The organism is Algoriphagus lutimaris (genome assembly GCF_017051705.1).
GTDB lineage: Bacteria > Bacteroidota > Bacteroidia > Cytophagales > Cyclobacteriaceae > Algoriphagus > Algoriphagus lutimaris.
Genome location: NZ_JAFIDJ010000002.1, coordinates 838,240 through 864,165 on the forward strand (window position 1 = coordinate 838,240; position 25,926 = coordinate 864,165).

Consider the following 25,926-nt stretch of genomic DNA (forward strand, 5'->3'; position numbering starts at 1 on the left):
ACTTGTTTTTACCAACTTCCACCGGCACCTCCTCCACCAAAAGACCCTCCTCCGAAGCCGCCAAAGCCTCCTCCACCACCGCCGAAGCCACCGCTTCCTCCGAAGCCGCCGCCTCTACGACCACCACCCAGCATATTGGCCAGCATAATGGTTGTCCAAAGATCTACACCTCCACCTCGACCACCCATGTGGTTATCATTGTCATTTTTATTTCGGATCAATGGAAGAATCACAAAAAAGAAAATAAAGATCAATAGCAAGAAGATGGCTCCTCCGCCCTTTCCTTTAGACTCAATATCCTCTGCCTTATATTCTCCGGAAGCCAATTTGATAATCATATCTGTGGCTTGGTCCAAGCCCTGATAATAGGCCTCCATTTTGAAGTTAGGGATGATGAGCTGCTCTACAATTCTTTTGGCCAAGGCATCAGGAACTGCTCCTTCCATACCATATCCAGTGGCAATGAAGACTTTTCTGTCATCCATTGCTGCCAAAATAAGAATCCCATTATCATTTTCGGAACCTCCAATTCCCCAGGCATCTCCCAGTCTAAATGCATAATCCGAAATGTCATATTGACCGACGGATCGCATCATGACGATGGAAATCTGGGTAGAGGTACTATCATTGTAAGCCACCAGTTTATTCTCTAATTGTTGCCGTTCCGAGTTGGAAAGGGTATTGGTAAAATCATTGACCAACCTCGGAGGGTTTGGGGCAGGAGGAAAGTCCTGTGCAAAAGTCCCTCCGGCAAACAAAAAGAGAATGATGACAAGTGGTCGGATCTTATGATCCAAAAGAAATCTCATCAGGAAGTTCGTTTATGTCTGAATCCCCTTGGTAAGGAAAATGGGCTCCAAGCTGGGTTCCGGCTTCATTAATACCTTCTATCAGACCCTGTGTAAATTCGCCAGCCTTGAAACGGCTGACCATATTTTCTTTAATTTTTTCCCAGAAACCATCCGGAACGGCTTCGTTGATTCCTGAATCACCCAAAATCGCAAACTTCTTATCTTCTACTGCTAGGTAGAATAGGACCCCATTTCGGTCCTGAGTCTGATACATTTTGAGTTTATCAAAAACCACCACCGCACAATCAAGCACGTCCCCTTTACAGCGACTCTCGATGTGAACTTGAATTTCTCCGGAAGTGGAAACCTCTGCGGACTTAATTGCATCTACTATTGCTTTTTTGTCCGCAGAACTGAATAATTTTTCTGCCATGGAATTTTACTTAAAACTGTACTGAGGGAGCATTTTCAGCCCCAGCAGATGCTTCAAAGTAACCTTTGGCTTCAAAGCCATACCATCCCGCAAATATGTTATTAGGGAATGTTCTGAGGTTAGCATTATAAGCCTGAACAGACTCATTAAAGTTCCTTCTGGCCACAGCGATTCTATTTTCTGTTCCTTCCAACTGGGCTTGAAGCTCTAGGAAGTTTTGATTTGCCTTCAAATCCGGATACCGCTCTACAGTGACCAATAATCTGCTTAAAGCACCGGAAAGCTGGTCCTGGGCCTGCTGAAATTCTGCTAATTTATCTGGAGTTAAGTTTCCTGCATCTACATTGACGGAAGTCGCTTTGGCTCTCGCTTCAATTACCCCAGTGAGGGTTTCCTGCTCAAAATCTGCATATCCTTTTACGGTATTGACCAAATTTGGGATCAAGTCTGCTCTTCTCTGATATTGCGTTTGTACCTCAGCCCATTGAACGTTGATTTGCTCTTCGGTTTGAACAAATTGATTGTAAGTTCCTACTGCCTTGGTGTACATATAGATACCCACCACTGCTAAGATCAAAATAGGAATCAATAATTTTTTCATAGTCTGTTTTTTGGTTTAGAAATCGGAATTAATCACGAAAATCACAGAAAGAGGTTTGATTATCTCCCCAAACTGAAATCAAAAATATCCATTTTTTATTCCAATCAGGTCAATCCTGAATTAAATCTGCTTTTTGAGCACAATACGAAATACCATATCCTTATACTTGGTCAAGTCCAAGCCTTCGTACCTACGGACCTCAAATTCAATTTCTTTTCCTTCTTCTGATCTCAAAAGCTTGATGACATCTGACAATTCCCAGATAAAAGCTGGAATCTTGTTGATGGACAAAATTTCGTCAAACTCCTCAATCCCAGCCTTGCTGGCAGGAGAGTTGACCCTTACTTGTCCTACATAAATCCGGTTTTCCTCATTTGGAACTTTCTTGACAGAAATCCCACTCATATCGTATTCAAATGGAGCGTAATATTTTTCACCTCTGCGGATCAGCAATCTGTTTCTGGGGTAATCAATGATCAATTTCATTCTTCCCAGGACTTCAGAACCTAAACTACCTTGCCTTCCTGACTCTTTGATCACATAGCTGAAAGGCGTTTCGTTAGGATAGGAAGTAAGGACATCTTGCAACCTAAAACCTTCAAGATTGAGAGATTTCACTCTCCCTATAAATCCTTCCAGAACCCCTCCCAAGCTTTGCCCCAATTCGGATTCAATAAACAGTTCAGGTAAAATAATATCATCGGAAGTTTCTTTGTTCAATAACAAACCATGGTTTGCCCCAGTATCAATCAATAGTTTGGGTTTAAGGATACTTCCATCCTGTTGCCTTACTTTTGCCTCAATATAGGGTTTACTATTCTCTACAATCATCTCCAGCTTTTTATAAAAAATTGGTCGCCATTTCACGGCATCATTTTCATAAAAGGTTATCAGTTCCTTATCGTAATCGATTTTGACTGGATTGTATTTAAAGAATTCATAGCCTATAATTCCATATACAGGAATACCAATCACAGTCTCCAACTCTAAAAAGTCCTCTTCCAGAACCAATAAATTTTGATATGTCCCTTCAATAGGCCCTAAATCAAAGGTGTTGGTAGGAGAAACGAAAGCAGACAGACTCGCTGAACCATCCGCTCCAATCAGGTCAAGTTGACGGGAATAATTCAATTCCATAGCGTCCCCTAGGTTTTTACTGAATAAAATATTGGAGCGAACCCCAGTATCCACTAGAAAATTAACCGGGTAATTTCCATTGATGGAAACGGGAATAATAATCAAACTATTGGAAGCGTAAAAAGGAAGTTGAACTTTATGTTGCTCCTCCTTCATATAGAATCCAGGAAGTTGGGCATAGGTAGGCAGCGAGGCAATCCAAATGAAAAGAAATAAGGCTATCCTTGCACACATGTTTAAAGAAAAGTCCGGGTGACTGATATAAGGTAAATCTTTTTGTAAAATTTTCAGCATAGAATTCTCTAAACCCTAAGCTAACCTTATGTTTTACGCAATAGTTTCTCTTTTGTTAAATTAGAATAAAACCAAATTAGCATAGAAAAGGATGGGATTCTTGCCAAAATTTCAAGAATCCTCCATCTTTATTTTTTAGCAACCCGAGATATGGCTGATAAAGCACTTATAGAGAAAGCAAAAAAGATTTTTGAAAACTTCCTTACCAAACAAGGAAGCAGAAAGACCCCCGAACGATTCTCTGTAATCGATGAATTGTATTCCCTTCCAGAAGACGAACATATGGATGTGGAAGGCCTTTTTTTAAGCATGAGAAATAAAGGTTATACCATCAGTCGGGCCACCATTTACAATACATTGGATCTTTTGGTAGAAAGTGGTCTAGCAGTCAAACACCAATTTAAGGATAAAGTTGCCCTCTATGAGCAGGCGCTTACTTACAAGCATCATGATCACCACGTGTGCAACCAATGCCGAAAAATCCGTGAATTCTCTGATCCGAAAATCAATGAAATCAAAGAATCCATGGGAAAGGAATTTAAGTCTTCCATAAAAAGTCACTCCTTGGTGCTTTATGGGGATTGTTTGATTGAAAATTGTGAAAACAAGATTCCGTTGGTTTAATCCTCTTTCTTGAAGACTTTCCTGTAAATCGGAATTCGATAAGCAAATTGAAGAATCATGGCAGGATATAAAAGCCATGTCAGGAGCTGAAATGGGGCTTGATAACTTATTTCGTCTTGAATAATACTGCCTTCACCAGATTGGATAATTCGATGCTTATGTTTCCAGGATTTTAGAAAAAAGGGCAACTCAATTCCCTCATCAATAAAATAAAATTCCTCTTCGGTAGTTTGGTCATCCGTAATTTTACTTACCCATTTCTGCTTGAAGAACATAAAATTCAATTCTAAGGAAACTATATCTCCTTTCTCAGATCCATCAAACCTGATCAGTTTCACCGGAGGGAAGGGTGGACTTAATTTTTTAAAAAGGGTCGCTTGAAATCCTTCTTTTACCGAAAGATAATCCTGCTCCACACTCGTTTTAATTTTGATATTCATGCAAATTGACTAGAAACTAAGAACAAATAAGAAGAATAAAACCAACCAAATGGCATCCATGTAATGCCAATAAAAAGTAAATAGTCTAATCCTCATTTTCTCGAAGGGATTGGTTAGCATTACGAGGTTTTTAATCTGATCTCTTTGGTGTTTTCTCAATTGAACCCACATAATGAGGGCAAATACCATAGCTCCCAATAAATGGAAAATATGGATACCCGATAATACGTATAAAAAACTACCACTGGGAATACCTGTGAAACTAATCCCCATATTGCTCAATTCCATCCATCCAACCAACTGGAAACAGGTAAAAGAAATTCCCAACAAAATAGTGTTTCGCAAGGATGCCTGAAGCTTATCGGTATTTTCCTCCTGATAATGCAATCTCATTTGGGTGGCAGTATAGCCACTCAAAATCAGCAGCATGGTAGAAATCAGGAAAGCGATCGGAACGCGATGATTTAATCCTTCCAATTGCCTTAATCCGGAAAAAAGGAAAGCGACCACCAAAAAAAGGAAAATCAGGCCACTCCCAAGCATTCCTAAGTATAGGAGTGTTTCATATGGATGTAGGCTTTCCAGCTTTTGGAACCAAGTTTTAGTTTCTTTTGTATTCCCCATGTTTGATAAACATTTTATCTATCCTTAGGTTCAGAGTTTTCTAAATCAACTCAATTTAGCTCTATTGACGATCAAATGCGTTAAATTTGATCTCCAAACCTTACTTACAAACTACGCTACTATTTTGGATCGACAGGCATTTCTCTCCATCTACCAATCAGACCCGATTTTTCAGACGCTTTCGCATGAATTAAACAAGAAAGAAAAATTCCTCTTACAATTGAAGGGTCTTTCCGGAAGTCTTGATATGGTGCTTTTTTCAAGCTATTTCCTCCAACATGGTGGTTTTCACCTAATCATAGCTACGGATAAAGAACAAGCTGCCTACCTCAATTCAGATCTTCAAAATCTGTTGAACACAGAAGATCATATGATTTTTCCTTCGAGTTTCAAGCGAGCTTACCAATACGAGGAAGTAGACAATGCCAATGTATTATTACGTTCTGAAATCCTAAATCTTGTACTGGATGCCAAGACCAATTCCAGGATTATTGTCACCTACCCAGAAGCGCTTTATGAACGGGTTATCAATAAAAGATCCTTGAAAGAAAATACGTTTACGGCTTCTGTGGGAGAATCTGTGGATATGGAATTTGTTTCCGAAGTCTTGACCAGCTATGATTTCGAAAAAACCGATTTTGTCTATGAACCTGGTCAATTTGCCATAAGAGGGGGAATTTTGGATGTGTTTTCTTTTTCGAATGAACACCCCTACCGTCTTGAACTTTTTGGAAAAGAGATTGAAAGTATTCGAACTTTTGACCCGGAAAGCCAACTTTCCATTGCCAATGTCGATGAAATTTCACTGATCCCGAATGTTCAGACGAAACTACTTCAGGAAGTTCGCCAGTCTTTTCTAAGCTTTCTACCCCAAGACTGCAAAATCTGGTATAAGGACTATCAGCTCAACCTGGATGTGATGGACGAGTGTTTTCATAAAGCAGAACAGGCTTTTGATACCATTGCAAAGCAAACCCAGACTGATAAGCTCATGCTGAAGCCCTCTGACCTTTTTGATAAAGGAAAGGATTTTCGGGAATTGGCAACTAACCATTCTCAAATTGAATTTGGGAAGCAATTTTACCTCCGGGGAGGGAAAGAAATCAAATGGGATAGTCAGCCCCAACCTTCTTTTAATAAGAACTTTGACTTATTGGTAAGCAATCTTTCTGAGAATGAGAAAAAAGGATTTACCAATATCCTGACTGCGGAAAATGAAAAGCAAATAGAGCGTCTGCTGGGAATTTTCAGAGAGTTGGATCCTACCCTGCAAGTACAAAGCATGCTGCTGGGCTTAAGAGAAGGATTCGAAGATCGGATTCTAAAACTGGTTTGCTACACGGATCATCAGCTGTTCGAACGTTTCCACCGATACAAGACCCGAAACAAAGCCAGCAAGTCCAAAGCGTTGACCATCAAAGAACTGAAGGCACTACATCCTGGAGATTACATTGTGCATGTGGATTATGGGGTCGGCCGATTTGCAGGATTGGAAAAGGTGGATGTGAATGGAAAACTTCAAGAAGCCGTCAGGCTGGTCTTCCGGGACGATGATTTGCTATATGTAAATATTCACTCCCTACACAAAATCTCAAAATATTCTGGGCAAGAAGGCACCATGCCTTCTATGTCAAAATTAGGTTCTCCGGAGTGGGACAACAAAAAGAAAAAGGTAAAGCGGCAAGTCAAAGACATAGCCAAGGATTTGATCTCCTTGTATGCAAAAAGAAGATCTACGCCTGGTTTTGCCTTCAGTAGGGATTCTGTATTGCAGGTGGAATTGGAGTCTTCCTTTATCTATGAAGATACTCCAGATCAGGCCATGTCTACTGCAGATGTGAAAGCCGATATGGAAAAATCATACCCTATGGATCGTTTGGTTTGTGGTGATGTAGGTTTTGGAAAGACAGAAGTGGCCATTCGTGCTGCATTTAAAGCAGTCAACGATCGAAAGCAAGTGGCTGTTTTGGTTCCCACCACGATTTTAGCCATGCAGCATTATCAGACTTTTTGTGAACGTCTGGAAAATCTACCAGTAAAAGTGGAGTATATCAACCGATTCCGTACCGCCAAACAGGTCAAAGAGATTGTTGCTCAGGTGAAGACTGGAGAAATAGACATTCTGGTTGGGACGCATAAAATCGTCAACAAAGACATCGTTTTCAAAGACTTAGGCCTGTTGATCATCGATGAAGAGCAAAAATTTGGGGTAAAAGTAAAAGACCAACTGAAAAATCTTCGAGTCAATGTTGACGTATTGACTTTGACCGCCACTCCGATTCCAAGGACCCTTCATTTTTCGCTGATGGGCGCTCGGGATTTGTCAGTCATTGCCACGCCTCCACCCAATAGACAACCCGTAACTACCGAAGTCGCGACCTTTCAGGAAGAAACTATTCGTGATGCGATAGCCTATGAGTTAAGAAGAGGCGGACAAGTATTTTTCGTTCACAATCGCGTAGGAGAAATTGACAGCATTGCCAATTTGATCATGAAACTGGTTCCTGATGCCCGAGTAGTTGGAGCCCATGGACAGATGGATGGCAAAAAGCTCGAAAAAATTATGGTGGATTTTATCAATCATGAATACGATGTGCTCGTTTCTACCAACATCATTGAATCAGGATTAGATATTCCTAATGCAAACACGATTATCATTAACCGAGCTCATATGTTTGGTTTGAGTGATTTGCACCAAATGAGAGGAAGAGTGGGGAGAAGCAATAAAAAAGCCTTCTGCTATTTATTGACTCAGCCGATGTCTGGCCTTACCCCTGAAGCGAGGAAAAGACTACAAACATTGGAGGAATTTTCTGATCTGGGAGATGGATTCAAAGTCGCTATGAAAGATCTGGATATCAGGGGAGCGGGCAACTTATTGGGAGCAGAACAAAGTGGATTTATTACTGATCTAGGATTTGAAATGTATCATAAAATCCTAGATGAAGCAGTGCAGGAATTGAAGGAAAATGAGTTTGCTGCCCTTTTCGAAGTGGATCTGAAAGAAAAAGTGAAAGTATTGGTACAGGATTGTACCATTGAAACAGATTTGGAACTCTTGATACCCGAAGAATATGTAACCAATATTTCAGAAAGATTGGGGCTCTATTCCAAGTTGGATACCATTAAAAACGAAGAAGAACTGAGTAAATTCTCAGCGATGCTGATCGATCGATTTGGTCCTTTGCCTGATTCGGTCAAGGATTTGATGGAAACGGTACGATTGAGATGGATGGCAGAAAAACTGGGAATTGAGAAGCTAAATTTGAAAGGCAAGCAAATGAAATGCTACCTACTCCCTTCTACCAGAGATGATTTCTATTCCTCCGAGATATTTGGGAAGATTATGAAATTTGTTCAGTTACATGCGAAGCAAAGTAAAATAAAGGAGTACAAAAATCGTTTGATTTTAACAGTATCAGAAATTCCAACGATCTCAAAGGCTCAAAGTGCTCTAAAAGAGATGTCTGAAGTCTGATTTTCGTAAAATTTAACTGGCATAAATATTGTTGTTTTCCATACCAAATTTGTAGAATACTCGAAAATTTGCATAATAAGCACCTTTTCTTAAACTTGCGTTCTAGAAATTTGATTGGAAGTAGTCTGTAATGCTTCTATATTTACAAACTGATCAAGACCTTAAATAGATATAAATATGCGTCTGAGTAACAAATCATGGGGAATGTGGACAGCTGCCTTGGCTATTGTAGCTGGCTCTGTTTTAACCTCTTGTAACAAAACTCCAGGTTATGGTAGAAGAACTGCCAATAACCCAGGCAAAAAAAGTGCGACGACAGGAGCTGAGTTCAGTTTTGAAGAAAACGACTCTACTAACTTCTTTGTGGCAAAAAATGCGGAACAAATTCCTGGACCAAACTTGAAATTCATCCAAGGTGGCCGGGCTGTTTTGGGTTCTCAAGAGGAAGATGTGATGGCATTCCGAGACAACCAGGAAAGAACCGTGACAATTTCCAATTTCTACATGGATGAAACTGAAATCACGAATAATGACTATCGTGAATTTCTTTTCGATATGAAGAAAAAGGTAAGTGCTGATTCTCTTTTGAAGTTGGAGCCATCGGAAAATGTTTGGTCTGGCGCTATGTCTTTCAATGACCTTTATCAGTCATACTATTTCAGGTTCCCTGGATTTAATTTCTATCCTGTTGCTGGAGTTTCTTGGACTCAAGCAAACGTTTATTCAAAATGGAGAACTGAATATGTTCAGGAAATCATTCGAAAAGAAAGAGAAATTGACTCTACTTTTACTAAAAACCAATTGATCGAACGAGGAGTTGCCATGGCTGATTTCCGTTTGCCAAACGAAGGTGAGTGGGAATATGCAGCCAAAGCAATGATCGGTACCCAATACTTAGACGAAAATCAGGAATATGGTAGAATTTATCCTTGGGATGGTCGCGGTGTGAGAAATCCATACAATGTGAAGAGAAAAGGCAAGCAGGGTGATTTTTTAGCTAACTTCAAAAGAGGTCGTGGGGACTATGCAGGTATTGCTGGTAATCAAAGAAATGATGGAGAAATCCTTCCTACCAACGTGTATGATATGGCTCCAAATGATTTCGGATTGTACCACATGGCTGGAAACATGAATGAGTGGGTTTATGATGTTTATCGTCCACTTTCATACCAAGATTTTGATGACCTTAATCCATTGAGAAAAGATGGAGTATATGATGAGATTGACAATTATGAGACTACCATGCTAAGCGATGAGTTTAGAGTATACAAAGGAGGCTCTTGGAAAGATGTTTCTTATTGGTTAGCTCCAGGTACTCGTAGATTTATGCACCAAGATTCTGCTACCAACTCTATTGGTTTCAGATGTGCAATGATCTCTATTGGAGAAAAAGGAAAATAATTCTAAATATTTGTTGAAGAGCCCCGAGCGAATTTTCGTGTCGGGGCTTTTTTATTTCCAAAGAATCAGGAAATTTTACAGTATGGAAGAGAATAAAGGAATCCGAATCAATAAATACCTGAGTGAAGTAGGTTTTTGTTCCAGGAGAGAAGGCGATAAGCTTCTTGAAGCAGGGAGGATTACTTTAAATGGTAAAATCCCGGAAGTGGGCACTAAAGTAATGCCCAATGATATTGTGAGGGTAGATGGCAAGCCAGTGGGAAAGCCGATTCAAAACCATGTGTATATCGCATTCAATAAACCCGTAGGAATAGTTTCCACCACCGATACCAAAGGGGAGAAGAATAATATGATAGACTATATTGGGCACCCTCAAAGGATTTTTCCAATCGGTAGATTAGACAAGGACAGTGAAGGCTTAATTTTCCTGACCAGTGAAGGAGATATTGTCAATAAAATCCTGCGGTCCAAGAACAACCATGAAAAGGAATACATTGTCACTGTGGACAAGCCTATCAACGATCGCTTTATTCAACGCATGAGCTCTGGGATTCCCATTTTGGACACTGTCACTGATCCCTGTAAAGTGGAACGGATTTCCCGATTCAAATTCAGAATTATCCTCACCCAAGGGCTGAATCGCCAAATCAGAAGAATGTGTGAATATTTGGGATACGAAGTGAAGCAATTGAAACGCATCCGGATTATGAATGTGCGCCTGGATATCCCGATAGGTAAGTGGAGAGACTTAACCGAAAAGGAACTGAAAGAACTCAACTACCTGGTAGCAGACAGTTCAAAAACCTTCGATTAAACCCATTAGAATCTATTTTTTTGCCTTTTTAGTTTAGACTAAGCTTGTTCTATAATTGTTGATTATACTTTTATAATCTAATAAACTAATTATTGAAATAGGGTTTATTTTTTTCACTAAGCTTTTATTTTTTACCAATTATCCCCTCAAGTAAACTGATTTAAATCATAATAAAACGAATTTTAAATCAATCATAATCAGTGATTTGTAAGATAACTTGTGGTATACACATTAATTAAGTACCAGGTTTTCTAACAATCAATCTGTGGATAAGCAAGACAGTAAACTCAGGTTAATTTTTCGAGAATTTAATACCTCAACATTAGAGGAAGGAAGTACCTAGTATTTCTATTATCAACCTAAACTAATAAACAATGAGATCTAAAGCATTGATGATTATAGGAATTGTAGTAGCTATTCTTTTAGGCTGTATTTCAAAGAATGAGGATAAATCAACCTTGGAAGTGGTGACCAATGGAAAAAATAAAGTAGACACCTTAATTTATTCCAATCCACAAAATTATTCCAACACCCTAGAATCGGGACCTGATGTCCAAAATATAGAAGTCAGGAATTATAAGGACCTATTTGAACTATACGAGAAGCTTAACTATACTCCTGAAGCTTGGCAGTCTGGCATCAGGGAAGTTCCAAGAGTATACCTTCCGATCATTGGTGACCGATGGGGATCCGGAAACTCAGAGGAAGTAACCACAGACAACAAAAAGAGGCTCTTCTTTCGAACCTTAGCCCCTTTGATATTAAGATCGAATGAACTGATTTTAAAAGACAGAGACAGACTGGGTGAAATAAGATCTTCTTTGAAACAGAGTAATTCCATTTCAAAAGAAGATCAGACATGGATTGTTAAGCTTGCCAAAGTTTACAAAGTGGAGGTAAAAGAGGATGAGATTTCGGTTGATCGGGTTGATGAATTATGGAAAAAAGTGGATATCGTTCCTGTCTCTTTGGCATTGGCTCAAGCAGCTGAAGAAAGTGGCTGGGGAACTTCAAGATTTGCAGCATTAGGAAATGCAGTTTATGGCCAATGGACATGGGGATCCAATGCAATAATCCCGGAAAATCAACGAAAAGAAAAAGGGAATTATGGAATTGCCTCCTTTGAAAATCTTCAACAGTCCATCTGTGCCTACATGCTCAATTTAAATACCCATCGAGCTTATTCCAGCCTAAGAGACAAAAGGGCAGAGCTGAGAAGAAATAATGAAGAAATCACCGGATATATTCTTGCTGGACAATTAACCAAGTATTCAGAGCGTGGTGAGGAATATGTGAAATCTCTAAGAGGCTTGATGGACTATAATCAACTTATTCCAACTGATGAGGCCTATTTGTCTTCTAGCCCCATTATTTATTTAGTTCCTGTAGCTAATTGAAGTCAATTCTAAGGTAAACCAAATTCTATTTTCCCATGAATTCAAAATGAAGAAAAAATCTTAATTCAAAAAATGAAATCTCTAATCTGCCTTTTCAGCGCCATTTTATTGGCAACCGGAACTATTTACGGGCAATCTCAGGAAGAGCTGTCTAAACAAGCTGCTAATCCATTAGCAAACCTGATGAGCTTTCCTTTTCAGAATAACCTTAATATGAATTATGGCCCTTTTAATAGGAATTTGAATATCATGAATTTCCAACCAGTGATTCCATTTGGGTTAAAAAAAGGGACGATCATTACCAGGACCATTTTGCCATTCATGAAAATTCCTGATTTCTCAAGCGAAACTGGAAAGTACTCTTCCGGTTTAGGAGATATGGTATTAACCGCTTTCTATTCGCCAGAAAGTAGTGTGACTTGGGGAATTGGTCCCGTATTGGAACTTCCCACTGGCGGGAGGAAAAGAGGTTCCCAAAAATGGAGTGCAGGCCCTTCTTTTGTGATTCTGGTTCAACCAGGGGACTGGACCTTTGGAGCACTCGTAAATAATGCCTGGTCTTTTGCCGGAAATGAGGATCGCTCGGATGTAAATCATATGCTATTTAACGCCTTCATTGTACTACAACTTGGAAATGGTTGGTATGTGAACAGCGCTCCAATTATAACTGCCGATTGGACAGCTCCCTCAGGTCAACAGTGGACTGTGCCTGTAGGTGGAGGAGGAGGAAAACTTGTGATGATAGGAGGAAGACTACCCTTAAACCTTCAATCTCAGATTTATTATAATGTGGAACATCCAGACTTTGGCCCTGATTGGCAATGGAGATTACAACTACAGATACTTTTGCCAAAAAGCATACTTTCAAAAAAGTAAGGGAAAAATAATGATCCACCTTTATGAACTACCGACGACCCTATAAAATGGGACTTACTATTTGGTATTAGAGTAAAGTTTACTAGAATACCAAACCCTATTTTCTCTGATAAACCCGAACATAATCCACTTGATACTCCCTTGGAAAATCTGTAGGAGAAGGATCCCCTCCGTTAGAGCCAATAGCCAAATTCAGTAAAATATAGTGGGGTTGATGGAACGGGTTAAACCCATCAGGATTTAAGGTTTTGCTTAGATCAATTTCATTCAATAGAACTTCATCCAGGTAGATTTTGATAGATTCTTCCGTCCAATCCATTTTCCAAATATGGAATTCATCGGCCCATTGAGGGTCATTTTCTAAAAATTCTGAAAGAGGAATCTTAGCTTCGTCCCAATTAGCTCTTTTGGTCGCATCCGCCCAAGCAGCATTGGCTAAAATGGTCTGCTCTCCCTTCACCTGATAAAACTCCATTACATCTATTTCTCCATTTGCTGGCCAGGGCTTACTTATTCCCAAAGTCCAAATAGCTGGCCACATTCCTGAAGCTGTATCAATCTTAGCGCGGACTTCCAAAATACCATATTGAAATTCAAACTTGCCTCTGGTATTGATACTAGAAGAAGTATAATCAGCAAATTCCCGTGCTTTTTTCCAATTATCGCTCCCTGATTCATAAGCAGGATTAGCTAGTTTTTCTCTTCTCCCTTGGATCAGGAGTATCCCATTTTTCTGACTAGCATTGGCCTCCTGATACCATTGAAGCTCATTATTTCTGACAAACCCCTTTTCAAAATTCCATGTAGAAAGATCAACGGAACCCTCTTCATTAAACTCATCTTGCCAGACAAGTTGATATCCTGCCGGGATTTCCTGAGCAAAGGAAGGTTGCATCATTGCAGCAACTAAAAAAACGAAAAGAGATCTGAAAATGATGTTCATAAAAAACAAGGTTTGAAAAAGGAAGGTACAGCATTTTCGAATTGGTTTGGTCAGAAAATCCTTCAAGTAGCAAGAAATAGGGTTTAAAACTTAGCGAAAACCTCCAGTCAATTGAACACACAACCTATTGAATTTCAAATCATTAATTCGATTTCAACGTATAAAGAGTATAATCAAAACCCAAAATAACATGAATGCTGTACAAAAAATGGAACATTGGGCAGATGCCCATCATCCACAATGGATTGATTTTTTACGAGTGGTATTAGGCCTATTTATCTTTTATAAAGGGGTCTTATTCATTTCAAATACGGATGCCTTGCTAGAAATCATGAAAAATGCGGATCTACAATTTGTAAATTTAGGATTAGCACACTTTGTGGCTTTTGCCCATTTGGTAGGAGGAATATTGATCGCCATGGGCTTGGTCACCCGATTTGCCATAGCCTTCCAGATCCCAATTCTTTTAGGGGCCGTATTGTTCGTGAATATTAATCAAGGCTTTTTATCAGTCTCCAATAACCTGGAATTTGAAACCTCCATTTTGGTATTGGTACTTCTGATTGTCTTTTTAATATTCGGATCAGGAAAATTTTCGGTAGATCATTGGATGAAAAAGCACCCAAATGGCTAATACCGTTTAATCCACTCTTCTATAGGTGAGGGCTCCAACACAACTGTTCACTCTTCCATTAGGAGTGTCATTGCAAGGATACACCAAATCAAAAGATCTGTTATTTGAAGAAAAAATCATACTACCAGTAATGGGGTAGGTGCCTGTAACCTCCGTTTCCTGAAGATTTTCTTTTGGAACATACAAGAGGTATGCATCCAATTTTAGCTCATACATCTTGGTAATATTCTCTGTGTAGGACTCTCCACGGAGTTCGTACGTTCCAATTGCATTACTATAATAACCAAGTATGGTGGTAGTCTCACTTTCTCTAATCAAAATACTTTTCTCCAAAGTGCCATCTTTCTGAAAAATATATTGGAAAATAAAAAAGACCTTCTGATCGGAATTATAAACTGCACGCTGCCAAATTCCTTCAAGCGGACTGAGCGGTAGTATGTCTTTGTCTTCTTTACAGGAAAATAAACCTAAGAGAATTGTGAAAAGAAAAAATGCCCTAGCGTTCTTCATTGATTTCTAATTTTAGAAAGGAGGAAAACTTTTCCCAATAACGAAACGATTAAGTCAATCGCAACGATCTGACTTTAATCCTTCAAACCGGCTTTTCCTCTTCCAATTGGAAGATTATAATAGATGGCAAGTTGACTGTGCTTATTACTCCCTTGGTTTTTCATCACATTAACTATTCCCCCAACATATCGGATCCCCACTGCATCTACCTTATACTTCCCGATGAATGTTCCAACCCCTACAATATAGGAAACGTCAATTTGATTGATCTGATCTTTAACATCCACTTCCAGAACCAAATCTCCATCAGGTACACTTCTTGTAAAATAGTCTTTTGCTTTTTTTGTTCTCCAGGAAAACTGAGCACCAGCCTCTACAAACATCCCCTTATCATTCATATACCGAATGGTGGGAGCAGCACTCAAATAATTGATTTTCCGATCAAAATGAGTGTTTGAAAATTGAGAATCCAAATCTGGATCCATAAGTGAATAAGCTGGAATTTCTGATGCTCCTCTGATATATTTACCAAGCAAATCCATATTCCAAGCCCAATGATCGTCAAATTTTCGACTAAAAAACAATCCTAAATTCAAAGAGCCCAAACCCAATGCTCTAGAATCTTCAATGTTCGTGATCCCATTAAAGCTGTAATCAATATGCATTCCAAAGGCGTTTTTCTCTGTATTTAACTTATCTCCAAATATCAAGCTCATTAATACTTGGGCATTTGAATAGCTTACTACTCCAAAGAATAAAACAAGGGTGAAAATGAAATTAGGGCGCAGCTTCATGGTCAATGGGATTTATTTCAATCTATTGTTTTTTACTGATGCCTGCAAACCTACAATTCAAATTCAATAAAAACTGAATAGGAAGATAAATAAAAGCTTAGTGCGGCAAATCATTGAAATGAGTTTAAAAGGTTCCCTTTCTTAAGATAATATCCATATAGGGTAAGTGAAATTAATTTGGGTAAATCAACTCCCAATCTTTTGCCATATCCACTACCAACCAATGGTTTTTTTCAGCATCATCTAAGCCTTTGACCAATTTTCCAATGGAAGATTCCCGGTCATAGGCATACTCTCTAATGGAATCTGTATGATGGATATAAATCCCCAATCTTGGGCCATCAGAGTTTGTTGTGTATTCCAGCATTTCATAATCCCCATCCGAATTCCCCACCGCAATAGTCGGCTTCATTCCAATATGCTGATGTATGCCGACTGGCTTACCTCCCTTATCATCAAAAAAGTTTAATTCCGGTATTTTGAGGATTTGAAGTTTCCCATCTACTTCTTCATATTTGGCTTTTAAGGAGGAACCTACCACCTGATAAGGAGGTATGCCATAGGCTTCTTCTGCCCAAACCCTTAAAAAGTCAATCCCTCCGCCTGACACAATAAACGTTTTGTAGCCATGGTCTCTTAAATAATCCAGCAACTCCAACATGGGTTGAAATATCATTTGGTTAAATGGTTTACCTGTTATGGGATGCTTACTCATTGATAACCACTCACGAACAGAGTTTGCGAACTCATCTTCTGTCATATTTGCATGGGAAACCATCATCAACTCAGCCAAGGCTTTTTCACCTCCAGCCAAAGCTCCATTTAAATCGTCATTAAGAATTGACTGAACAGCTTCACTTTTTGACCATTCTGGATGTTCAGCTGCATGCTTTTTGATAAAGTCCACCGCGTAAAAAAGTTGGAAATAGAGCGGCTTTTCAGACCATAAAGTACCATCATTATCAAAAACAGCTATCCTCTCATTTTTGGGAATAAAATCAGTACTTGTTGAATCTGTAGTTTTTTCCACAAACGCTGTAATTCTAGCTTTACTTGGTCCTTCATTCCATGATTCAAGAAACTCCATCTTTTCAGCAACAACCGGATTATTTTTATTGTCACTTTCTTCGTTAGTTCTACAACTAATGAGGCTTAAATTGATGATTATTATGATATAAATACAACTCTTGTTCATTGGTTTCATAGAGAATAATAGGAATTAAAAAGCCGGTCTTTTGGGACCGGCTTTGACTTACTTATTATGTGATTTGACCATATTATTTATTTGCTCTTCCACTTTACTCAAACTCCAATCGCCCGCAGTCTGACTTGGAGGATAATCTTGGAAGGTAGATAAAAAATTAAAAGCATATCCTTGCATTGCAATAAGAATAAAGGCCCGATCAATATACCAATCATAATAGGTGTTTGAACCAATAAGTGCTTTTTCAAAAGGATCTCTTCTTAAGTTAAACAAATAGGGGGCCCTTAATTCTACAAAAGGTTCTAACCATATTTGAAGTCTATCAGCTCTATTCTCTAAAAACATTGCCTTCCAATCTTGGTACCTTAAAGCTGCTACAGCCCCCGCATCATCCACATAAATAAATCCTTCTCTGGGAGACTCTTCCACTTTTCCAGTCAAATAATCCAGCTGGTTCACTCCATCTATGTAATTTTTATAAGTTCGTCCACCCATTGTTACTCCATTCATGATTTTTTCTTTCACATTTGGATCTCCGGCCATGGCAGCAAATGTTGGTAACCAATCTTCGTGAGAGACTATACCATTCAAAGTTTTTCCCGCTGGTATTTTACCAGGCCATTTAATAAATGCAGGAACCCTATATGCTCCTTCCCAACTGCTATTTTTCTCTCCATGGAAAGGAGTAGTGCCTGCATCTGGCCAGGTGTTATAATGAGGTCCATTATCTGTACTGTAGAACACAATGGTATTTTCTGCAATTCCCAATTCATCCAATAAATCTAACAATTGCCCTACATGCATATCATGCTCAATCATTCCATCTGTATATTCATCATTGCCTGGATGTCTATTCTCTTCCTTCACGTGCGTTCTAAAGTGCATCCGAGTAGCATTCCACCATGTAAAGAATGGCTTATCTGCATCTACTTGTTTTTTGATAAATTCCTTTGCCGCAGCGATTGTTTCATCGTCAATGGTCTCCATCCTTTTTTTGGTCAAAGCCCCAGTATCTTCAATTTTTTGTCCCCCATTTCCATCGGCCCAACTATGAATGACTCCTCTTGGTCCATAAACCTCTCCGAAAGATTTGCCATTTTTCAAGACAAGATCGGTTGGGTAATCAAAATTTTCTGGTTCTTCTTCCGCATTCAAATGGTATAAATTTCCAAAAAACTCATCAAAGCCATGCATAGTTGGCAAATGTTCGTCTCTGTCACCCTGATGGTTCTTCCCAAATTGGCCAGTTGAATACCCCAAGTTCTTTAGGACAGTGGCGATGGTAATATCCGTCATCTGCCATCCTTCCTTAGCTCCTGGCATTCCTACTTTGGTCATTCCTGTGCGAACGGGTACATTTCCTCCAATAAAAGCTGCACGACCAGCCGTGCATGATTGTTGAGCATAATAATCTGTAAATCCTACACCCTCACTTGCAATTCGATCAATATTAGGAGTCCTATAGCCCATCATGCCGCGGTTATTATGGCTGATGTTCCATGTTCCAATATCATCTCCCCAAATCACCAGAATATTGGGTTTATCCTGAGCCCAAACTAATGAGGTCCATAAAAATATCCCCACTATTAAATAAATCTTTTTCATAATGAAAACAGTTAGGTTAGTAAAATTCTAAATCTAAAACATGATCAAAGTCAAATCTCACCCATTTGATGAAAATTCAGTCCTTTTAAAAGTATAGGCTTGTTAAGAATAGCCTAATATTGACAAAATGGTATTTCCTCCGTAAAAACATCCCATCCATTCTCCAACATCTTAACCTATAAGTATTTACTCTCTAAAATCAATTTTTAATTTACTGAAATCTTAGAAAAACTCTTCTAAAATCCATACATTTTACTAGTTCAGCCATATTTATATTTATCATATAGGATCAAATCCAATTATAAATAATAATCAACGTAAAATTTTGATGACTTAAAACTATTAGAAGACTGTATCTGGAATCTCTTTCAAATATTGGCTGGGTGTAATTCCTTTGACTTTTTTAAAGGAAGATATAAATGTAGTACGATTCGAAAATCCGCATTTAGAGGCTATTCCATCTAAGGTCATTTTTTCATGGTACCCTTCAAAGATCAACTGTTCAAATTCCTCAATTCTAAACTGGTTGATCCACTGATTGAAATTCATATGAAAACAGGCATTGATAGCGGGGGAAATCTTATAAACGGGAATATCTGATGCTACACTCAAATCATTGATGGAAAAACCCTTCTTTAAAAATAATTTCTCCTCCTGAATCAAATGATTCAATTTTTGACAAAGCTCTTGGTTTTCCCGCTCCAACCTTTGCAGTTCCTTTACACTAGTTTCACTGGTTTTTTTAAAATCAATCCTTTCTTGGGATTCATTTTCCCAATAAAAACCATACAAGAGTGAAGGATGGAAGAATAAAAATATTCCTGATCCTATAAGAGTGATCGCTAAAGTAAGGGCTTGCATCCCCAGGGTATATGCTTCTACCAAATTGATAACCCTAAAAAATGGAGGTAAAATCGAAATGCTCATTGTCACCACCATAAACCAAAGGTAACGGTTAATATCCCGGTTGACCTTAGCCTCTTCTCTCCTTATTAAATTTCGGTTAATCCACAGCAATCGGATACTTAAGATCAAAAAAAGCAATAAATAAATCTGCCGAAAGTAGAAATGAAAGCTATCAGGAAGAAAGCTGCTTTCGCTAAATAAGAAATGATCCTCTCCTAATTGTTGAGCCAGGATAATGCTGGATTTTTCCTCCCCCGAAAGTAAATAATAAGGCAAAAAATCAATCAAATTTAGGAGAGACGGTAAAAAAATAAGTAGGTCCGGGCTTTTAAATAAAGGTCCTCGATAAAGTAAATACCTGACAAAAAGATAAAATAGTGGAGCAACAAGGTATGCAGAAAGATTCCCTGTTCTTGAAATATGGGGTACATTAACCATATCTCCACTTTGATATAGAATAGAAACTAAGAGGCAATGACAAACGGTGAGTAAACAAAACCCTAACAAAATATTTCCATTTTCCCTCGATCGAGGGAAGAATATCAGGATTATAGATACCAATAACCCTATGATCATTCCAGGCCAAAAGAGAAATAACATATACGGTAGCGAGGAGGTTAAGCTACTTAAATATAACCCTTTATCTTCTTGAGAATGAAGTGATAAATAATAATCACCTTATTTTTGTTTTGAGGAAAAAAATAAATTCCAACGGTCTATTGTGGAAAAAGGAAGATTAACACCGCTCTCCATCCCCAATCTGCTTTGCCTCCTTCGGGAGCTACCAGGTTTATCCGTGGACCTACTGCAAACTGTGTTTTTTGTTTTCCGAGTGAAGTCACAGCACTGAAAGTTGGGTTCAACCAAATCGTCGAAGATGAGGTTTTCCAGTTTTGTGTCCACTCCATATTGGCTCCAACTCCTGCCCCGGTTTTCCAATTATACACCAAAAAAGGTTGAACAAACATTTGGCTGACATCAGGGCGGTCCTCATTTCCTGCTACAGACCAGAGTTGATTGATCAATCCACCAACCGTCCATCCATTGGCTTGTTTTAATGCCACAGCCGTTGGGCCCATTCCAAATTTTTTGGTGGTCAAATAATCATTGGTACCAATAGGCAAAAGCAGTGCAGGCCCAACTCCCCAAGTTACTTTGTCGGAGTTTTTTGGTGAAAAGAAAGCAGACATTACCGCATCTCCTAAACCGGATTGTTTTTCCCCCGGTGCAGAAATATTGTATTGCGTAATAATTGGTAGCACCACCCGAGTGATCATATTCCAATTTTTACTTACTGAAACTGGAATTACTGGCTGAATATTCAGTGTATTTCTTGTCCCTTGAAAAGAACTTATTCCATAATCAGTGTTATTCTGTAAAGGTACCGATATCAAGGAAGCTATAGGGTTTGCAAGTTTTTTTGCTAGTTCGGCAGCATCATCTTGTGCATTAGCCGTGAGTGTGTATAAAAAAAATAGGCAAGTACATAGAGTAAAAACCTTCTTCACTGTCATGTTGGTTTAAACCAATAAAGATAGTTTAATCTTAGATAATTAAAATCTTTTACGCTTATAATCTAACAAACTTGGAAAGATTAGGAGGTTAATTCAGTTTCTGAAGAAGATTGAGGTATTCAAAACAGTAATTGGAATATAACTTCAAACAGCTCGGCAAATTTCAGGGTTAACCGTGGTCTTACACGTACCTGGATAAAAAATGGTGCTCTCTATTCATAAAAATACCCCCAAAAAGAAATAACTTTTTGAGGGCATATCAAATTCAAAATTTCTTTTACATGAAGATATTTATTGCTTACTTTTTTTGATAAACTCTTCTACCACATTAGACATATCAAAACTTTTACCTCCCTGAACTGGGGGATATTCAGCGAGGGATTGTAGATGTTCCTGCATAAGAACTCCCATGGGTTGAAGTAGCCATGAAACTTTTTGCATAAGATGTCCATACGAATCTTTATTATCATAAGACTCAAAGGGGTCCATTCTAATATTAAAAACTAAGGGAACCGTCCTAGGAATCACATTTGCATAATAATCTTCTTTGGTTGAGAAATGGAATTTCCAGGGTCCCATCCTGACAGCAGTAAGTTTCGACTCATAATAATAGAAAATTGAATTTCTTGCTGAGTTATCTGTTTCACCTTTCCAATACGCTAAATTGTTAACGCCATCAATAACTTGCTTTTTTTCGCTCATAACTTTGTCTGCAATATTATCTATCCCCGCAGCCGCAGCAAGTGTGGTGAACATATCCATATGACTTTGGATGCCATTAAGTTTTTGTCCCGGTTTGATTACTCCAGGCCATCTTAACATTGAAATTACACGCACTCCACCTTCATAAGTAGTCATTTTCTCACCACGGAAAGGAGTTGTTGCACCATGTGGCCAAGAAGCGTGCTCAGGACCATTATCAGTTGAATACCAGATAATTGTGTTTTCAGCCAAGCCTTGTTCTTCCAACCATTGAAGCACCATTCCTATATCATGATCATGTTGTAACATTCCTGAACCATGAATGTCAGCTTCACTGGTATATTCCTCCGCAGCATATTTCCATTTTTCATCCAAACGAGTATATAAGTGCATCCTACTGGTATTTAACCAGACAAAGAATGGCTTATCTTCATCCTTGGCTTTTTTCATAAAATTTTCAGCCATTGGGATTACCTCTTCAGAATCAAAGTTTTTCATTCTTTCCTGAGTAAGCGGTCCCGTATCTTCTATTCGCTGCATTCCCACTTTTCCAAATCTTGGATCCTCCGAGTTATCCATTTGATCAGTTGCCCAAGAATGAATGACACCTCTTGTACCAAATCTCTTCTCATACGATTCTAAATCACCGGAAAAAGCTTTTCCAAATCGTTGATAATCTCGTTGCTCAGATTCTTCTTGGGTATTTAGGTGATACAAATTTCCATAAAACTCATCGAATCCGTGGGCAGTTGGAAGATGTTCATTTCGATCACCCAAGTGATTTTTACCAAAATGGCCAGTTGCATAACCTGCTTCTTTCATATAACTAGCAAGGCTAGGAGATGCAGCTTGTAAACCTAAGGCATCACCAGGCTGACCTACCGTAGTCATTCCTGATCTTATAGGATATTGACCTGTAATAAATGAAGCTCTTCCTGCTGTACAACTTGGTTGAGCATAGTGATCTGTAAATCGAATACCCTCCATTCCAATTCGATCAATATTGGGTGTGGTATATCCCATTGTACCCATTCCATATGCACTTACATTTTGCCAACCTATATCGTCCCCCCAGATCACCAAAATATTCGGCTTATCTTGAGCCCACACCAGGCATGGCCCCAATAAGAAGAGGTTCAAAGTCCATAGAAAAATAGAATTTACTTTCTTCATTTATTATATATTTAAGGTAAGATTTCGGACTAAAAAAAGTTTAAGTCATCGTTAAAATTAATATGTTTTTTTGACAATTTTTTCTACTCAAAATTCAACCTTTATTGATTACAATAAAAATTAATCAAGCTCCATTGGTTTAAAACACAGCTTGAAAGGATGATATTTAAATTTTAAAAGACTTTAATCAAAGGGTCAAAAAAAGCCTGACAAATCATTAACTAATTAATACAGATTCTTTCTATTCGTTTGATTATTGCCTATTTAACAATCTTCTCAAACAAATGTTATTTTAGATCAATTGATTCACAGTACCTGCCCAAATAGGCATATTCTTAAACGTATACTTTAAATTCAGACTATTAAACCCAGATACCTACCATTGATCTTATTTTTGAAGTCAAAATCGATCGAAAGGGGTTATTTTAATTAGCGAAAATTAAACCTTACCGTTATGAACAAAAATTTTACAATCTGTATACTACTTGCGCTAGTTGTCTGGCTAGGAATCCCTGATTCTCAGGCACAAACAGGCTACCAGAAACCACCAAAGTCAATTGCTGACTTGGTAAATGCGCCTAATACTCCTTCGGTAAATTTTAGTAAAAATGGGGATTGGATGCTGTTATTGGAAAGTGCCGATAACCCTAGCATTGAATCGCTTTCCCAACCAGAATTGAAAATTGCGGGACTTCGAATTAATCCGGCAACTTCTGGGCCCAGTAGAGGAAGAGGCATCGAAAAAATAAAAATAAAGATGACCCAAGGAGGAGAAGAAAAGCAAATAACAGGACTTCCATCTCAACCTAATATGAGTGACTTTAGAGTTTCTCATGATGAAAAATACCTAGCATTTACCCAAACTGAAGCAACCGGGATCAGCCTTTGGGTAGTAGATTTAAGCACTTTTGACGCAAAAAAATTAACGGATCCTATCATTAATGATGTGATGGGCAATTCAGTGATTTGGACTCCTGAAAATAAATTATTGATCAAAGCAGCCAACCCTAGTAGAGGTACGATGCCTCAAAGACCTGCTGCTCCTGCAGGCCCTATTATTCAAGAAACTACCGGAGAAGCAGCTCCAAGCAGAACCTATCAAGACTTGTTATCAGACCCATATGATGAGGCTTTATTTGCTTATTTCATGGATTCTCAATTGATGTTGGTGGATTTGAATGGTACAAAAAATGCAATCGGAAGCCCTGGAATGATAAAATCAGTGGATCTTTCCCCTGACGGATCCTATATTTTAGTAGACTTGATCAAAAAACCTTTTTCCTATTTAGTTCCAGCTTATCGATTCCCATATGATGTGGAAATCTGGTCAAAAGAGGGTAATAAAATGAAAACCCTTGCGGAAATTCCATTGGATGAAAACCGTCCCACAGGCTTTGATGCTACTGTTACTGGTCCCAGAAATATTAGCTGGAGAGCTGATAAACCTGCCACCCTCTATTGGGTGGAAGCACAAGATGGTGGTGATGCCAGGGTAGAGATGGAGGAAAGAGAAATCATCTACTCCCTAGAAGCTCCATTTACTAGCAACAAGAAAAAACTGGCCAGTAGCTCCTATAGATTTGCCGGAATCGCATGGTCTGATGACAACTTTGCCATCATGAACGAACGATGGTCACAAGCTAGAAAAGAAGTTAGGTCGGTAATCAATCCATCTGATCCTTCCCAGGAAAAAAGAGTGATCATTGATCGATCTTCTGATGATTTATACAATGACCCTGGAGATCCGCTTTTCACCGAAAATGAATTTGGAAGGAATGTACTTCTTAGAAATGGCGATTTGGTCTTCATGACTAGCCAAGGAGGTTCTCCTGACGGAAATATGCCTTTTCTCTCCACATTTAATACCAAAACGAAAGAGCAGGAAATCTTATGGAGATCACAAGCTCCTTATTATGAACGAGTTGTTAAGGTTTTAGATGACAACGGAACAGAATTTATCACCCTGAAAGAAAGTACAGATATTCAGCCAAACTATTGGTTGGTCAATACAAGAAAGAGAATTGCTCCGATGCAATTGACAAATTTTGAACATCCGTATGAGTCTTTAAAGGGAATACAAAAACAATTGGTAACTTACAAACGAAAGGACGGATTGAATCTTTCTGCAGTCATTTATACTCCAGCAGGATATGATCCGGCAAAAGATGGTCCGCTACCAGTTTTGATGTGGGCTTATCCAAGAGAATATAAGTCCAAGGAAGTTGCAGCTCAGGTTCGTGGTTCAAAATACGCTTTTACTAGATTGAGTTGGGGCTCCCCTTTGTATTGGGTGACCCGAGGATATGCGATCATGGACCGTACCGAAATGCCGATTGTAGGAGAGGGAGATCAAGAACCGAATGATTATTTTGTGGAGCAGTTGGTAGCCAATGCAGAAGCGGCCATTGACCATATTGTAGAATTAGGGATTGGTGATCGGGACCGAATTGCAGTGGGAGGACACTCTTATGGGGCATTTATGACCGCCAATTTACTTTCTCATACCAATCTGTTTGCAGCAGGAATTGCCAGAAGCGGGGCATACAACCGAACCTTGACCCCATTTGGATTCCAATATGAACAACGCACCTATTGGGAAGCACCTGAGGTATATTTCAATATGTCCCCATTCTCTTTTGCTCACAAAGTAGAAACCCCAATTTTGTTGATTCATGGACAGGCGGATAATAATTCCGGAACTTTCCCCATCCAATCAGAACGCTATTACAATGCCTTAAAAGGCCATGGAGCGACTGCTAGATTGGTTTTTTTACCCAATGAAAGCCATGGTTATGCAGCAGAAGAATCCATATTGCATACCCTTTGGGAGATGGACACCTGGCTGGAAAAGTATGTAAAAAACAAGAATGAAATCCAGAAAGGAACCGATTAAAAATTCCCTTTTCTTCGAAGACAAAAGAGGCTTTGGTAAAACCAAGGCCTTCTTTATTTTAACCAAATAAAACAGCTGCATTTTAAACACAAATTAGTTCTCAAAAGGGTTCTTTTTTTTCCAAAAAAAACAGCCTAA

General features: G+C 38.8%; 22 protein-coding genes. 8 read left to right on the forward strand and 14 right to left on the reverse strand.

The features are described from left to right. Window positions 1–8: 8 nt before the first annotated feature. From JYB62_RS14215 to JYB62_RS14230, 4 genes are all read right to left on the reverse strand, one after another. Window positions 9–809 carry a TPM domain-containing protein gene (locus tag JYB62_RS14215; protein WP_205646083.1) on the reverse strand — a complete coding sequence of 267 codons (801 nt, stop codon included), beginning with the start codon at window positions 807–809 and terminating at the stop codon, window positions 9–11. Next, window positions 787–1,224, reverse strand: coding sequence for a TPM domain-containing protein (locus JYB62_RS14220; RefSeq protein ID WP_205646084.1), 438 nt, complete (start codon window positions 1,222–1,224; stop codon window positions 787–789). Before JYB62_RS14220 ends, JYB62_RS14215 begins: the two co-directional genes overlap by 23 nt. Before the next feature lie 10 nt (window positions 1,225–1,234). After that, on the reverse strand, window positions 1,235–1,825 hold the full coding sequence (locus JYB62_RS14225) for a LemA family protein (RefSeq protein ID WP_205646085.1): 591 nt from the start codon (window positions 1,823–1,825) through the stop codon (window positions 1,235–1,237). A 120-nt stretch (window positions 1,826–1,945) separates the two neighbouring features. Continuing rightward, window positions 1,946–3,256 carry an aspartyl protease family protein gene (locus tag JYB62_RS14230; RefSeq protein WP_243431589.1) on the reverse strand — a complete coding sequence of 437 codons (1,311 nt, stop codon included), beginning with the start codon at window positions 3,254–3,256 and terminating at the stop codon, window positions 1,946–1,948. A gap of 150 nt (window positions 3,257–3,406) precedes the next feature. Here JYB62_RS14230 and JYB62_RS14235 point away from each other — a divergent pair, with 150 nt between their 5' ends. After that, window positions 3,407–3,880: a Fur family transcriptional regulator gene (locus tag JYB62_RS14235; protein WP_205646086.1), complete on the forward strand. Its 474-nt coding sequence runs from the start codon at window positions 3,407–3,409 to the stop codon at window positions 3,878–3,880. Here JYB62_RS14235 and JYB62_RS14240 read toward each other — a convergent pair. Both JYB62_RS14240 and JYB62_RS14245 read right to left on the reverse strand, forming a co-directional pair. Further along, window positions 3,877–4,320, reverse strand: coding sequence for an SRPBCC family protein (locus JYB62_RS14240; RefSeq protein ID WP_205646087.1), 444 nt, complete (start codon window positions 4,318–4,320; stop codon window positions 3,877–3,879). The two genes, JYB62_RS14235 and JYB62_RS14240, sit on opposite strands and share 4 nt — an antisense overlap. Before the next feature lie 9 nt (window positions 4,321–4,329). Then, window positions 4,330–4,944 carry a cytochrome c oxidase subunit 3 gene (locus JYB62_RS14245; protein ID WP_205646088.1) on the reverse strand — a complete coding sequence of 205 codons (615 nt, stop codon included), beginning with the start codon at window positions 4,942–4,944 and terminating at the stop codon, window positions 4,330–4,332. Between the two features lie 124 nt (window positions 4,945–5,068). Between JYB62_RS14245 and mfd the strand changes: the two genes are divergently transcribed. The 5 genes from mfd to JYB62_RS14270 all read left to right on the forward strand — a co-directional run bounded on the left by mfd (window position 5,069) and on the right by JYB62_RS14270 (window position 12,910). Then, window positions 5,069–8,422, forward strand: coding sequence for a transcription-repair coupling factor (gene mfd / locus JYB62_RS14250; RefSeq protein WP_205646646.1), 3,354 nt, complete (start codon window positions 5,069–5,071; stop codon window positions 8,420–8,422). Between the two features lie 177 nt (window positions 8,423–8,599). Next, a complete protein-coding gene (gene gldJ / locus JYB62_RS14255) occupies window positions 8,600–9,823 on the forward strand; it encodes a gliding motility lipoprotein GldJ (RefSeq protein WP_205646089.1) in 1,224 nt (407 codons plus the stop codon). Between the two features lie 82 nt (window positions 9,824–9,905). After that, the gene (gene rluF, locus JYB62_RS14260; protein ID WP_205646090.1) at window positions 9,906–10,637 is read left to right on the forward strand and encodes a 23S rRNA pseudouridine(2604) synthase RluF; all 732 of its coding nucleotides are present in this window, start codon (window positions 9,906–9,908) and stop codon (window positions 10,635–10,637) included. Between the two features lie 374 nt (window positions 10,638–11,011). Beyond that, window positions 11,012–12,034 carry a glucosaminidase domain-containing protein gene (locus JYB62_RS14265; RefSeq protein ID WP_205646091.1) on the forward strand — a complete coding sequence of 341 codons (1,023 nt, stop codon included), beginning with the start codon at window positions 11,012–11,014 and terminating at the stop codon, window positions 12,032–12,034. 72 nt (window positions 12,035–12,106) lie between these two features. Further along, window positions 12,107–12,910, forward strand: a complete 804-nt coding sequence (locus JYB62_RS14270) for a hypothetical protein (RefSeq protein WP_205646092.1) — start codon at window positions 12,107–12,109, stop codon at window positions 12,908–12,910. Window positions 12,911–13,007: 97 nt separating this feature from the next. Here the strand turns inward: JYB62_RS14270 and JYB62_RS14275 are convergent, their stop codons facing one another. Then, entirely contained in the window at window positions 13,008–13,853 is an 846-nt protein-coding gene (locus JYB62_RS14275; protein ID WP_205646093.1) for a glycoside hydrolase family 16 protein, read from the reverse strand. 190 nt (window positions 13,854–14,043) lie between these two features. Between JYB62_RS14275 and JYB62_RS14280 the strand changes: the two genes are divergently transcribed. After that, complete coding sequence (locus JYB62_RS14280) at window positions 14,044–14,487, forward strand: DoxX family protein (RefSeq protein WP_205646094.1); 444 nt, start codon at window positions 14,044–14,046, stop codon at window positions 14,485–14,487. Between the two features lie 6 nt (window positions 14,488–14,493). Here JYB62_RS14280 and JYB62_RS14285 read toward each other — a convergent pair whose 3' ends face one another. From JYB62_RS14285 to JYB62_RS14315, 7 genes are all read right to left on the reverse strand, one after another. Next, on the reverse strand, window positions 14,494–14,997 hold the full coding sequence (locus JYB62_RS14285; RefSeq protein WP_205646095.1) for a hypothetical protein: 504 nt from the start codon (window positions 14,995–14,997) through the stop codon (window positions 14,494–14,496). 74 nt (window positions 14,998–15,071) lie between these two features. Then, window positions 15,072–15,791 carry an outer membrane beta-barrel protein gene (locus JYB62_RS14290; RefSeq protein ID WP_205646096.1) on the reverse strand — a complete coding sequence of 240 codons (720 nt, stop codon included), beginning with the start codon at window positions 15,789–15,791 and terminating at the stop codon, window positions 15,072–15,074. Between the two features lie 172 nt (window positions 15,792–15,963). Continuing rightward, window positions 15,964–16,986, reverse strand: coding sequence for an HAD family hydrolase (locus JYB62_RS14295; protein ID WP_205646097.1), 1,023 nt, complete (start codon window positions 16,984–16,986; stop codon window positions 15,964–15,966). A gap of 57 nt (window positions 16,987–17,043) precedes the next feature. Beyond that, complete coding sequence (locus JYB62_RS14300; RefSeq protein WP_205646098.1) at window positions 17,044–18,600, reverse strand: arylsulfatase; 1,557 nt, start codon at window positions 18,598–18,600, stop codon at window positions 17,044–17,046. 342 nt (window positions 18,601–18,942) lie between these two features. Continuing rightward, entirely contained in the window at window positions 18,943–20,106 is a 1,164-nt protein-coding gene (locus tag JYB62_RS14305; RefSeq protein WP_205646099.1) for a helix-turn-helix domain-containing protein, read from the reverse strand. Between the two features lie 116 nt (window positions 20,107–20,222). After that, entirely contained in the window at window positions 20,223–21,014 is a 792-nt protein-coding gene (locus tag JYB62_RS14310; protein WP_205646100.1) for a hypothetical protein, read from the reverse strand. Between the two features lie 297 nt (window positions 21,015–21,311). Then, a complete protein-coding gene (locus JYB62_RS14315) occupies window positions 21,312–22,895 on the reverse strand; it encodes an arylsulfatase (protein WP_205646101.1) in 1,584 nt (527 codons plus the stop codon). A gap of 454 nt (window positions 22,896–23,349) precedes the next feature. Between JYB62_RS14315 and JYB62_RS14320 the strand changes: the two genes are divergently transcribed. Next, window positions 23,350–25,788: a S9 family peptidase gene (locus JYB62_RS14320; protein ID WP_205646102.1), complete on the forward strand. Its 2,439-nt coding sequence runs from the start codon at window positions 23,350–23,352 to the stop codon at window positions 25,786–25,788. Window positions 25,789–25,926: the final 138 nt, after the last annotated feature.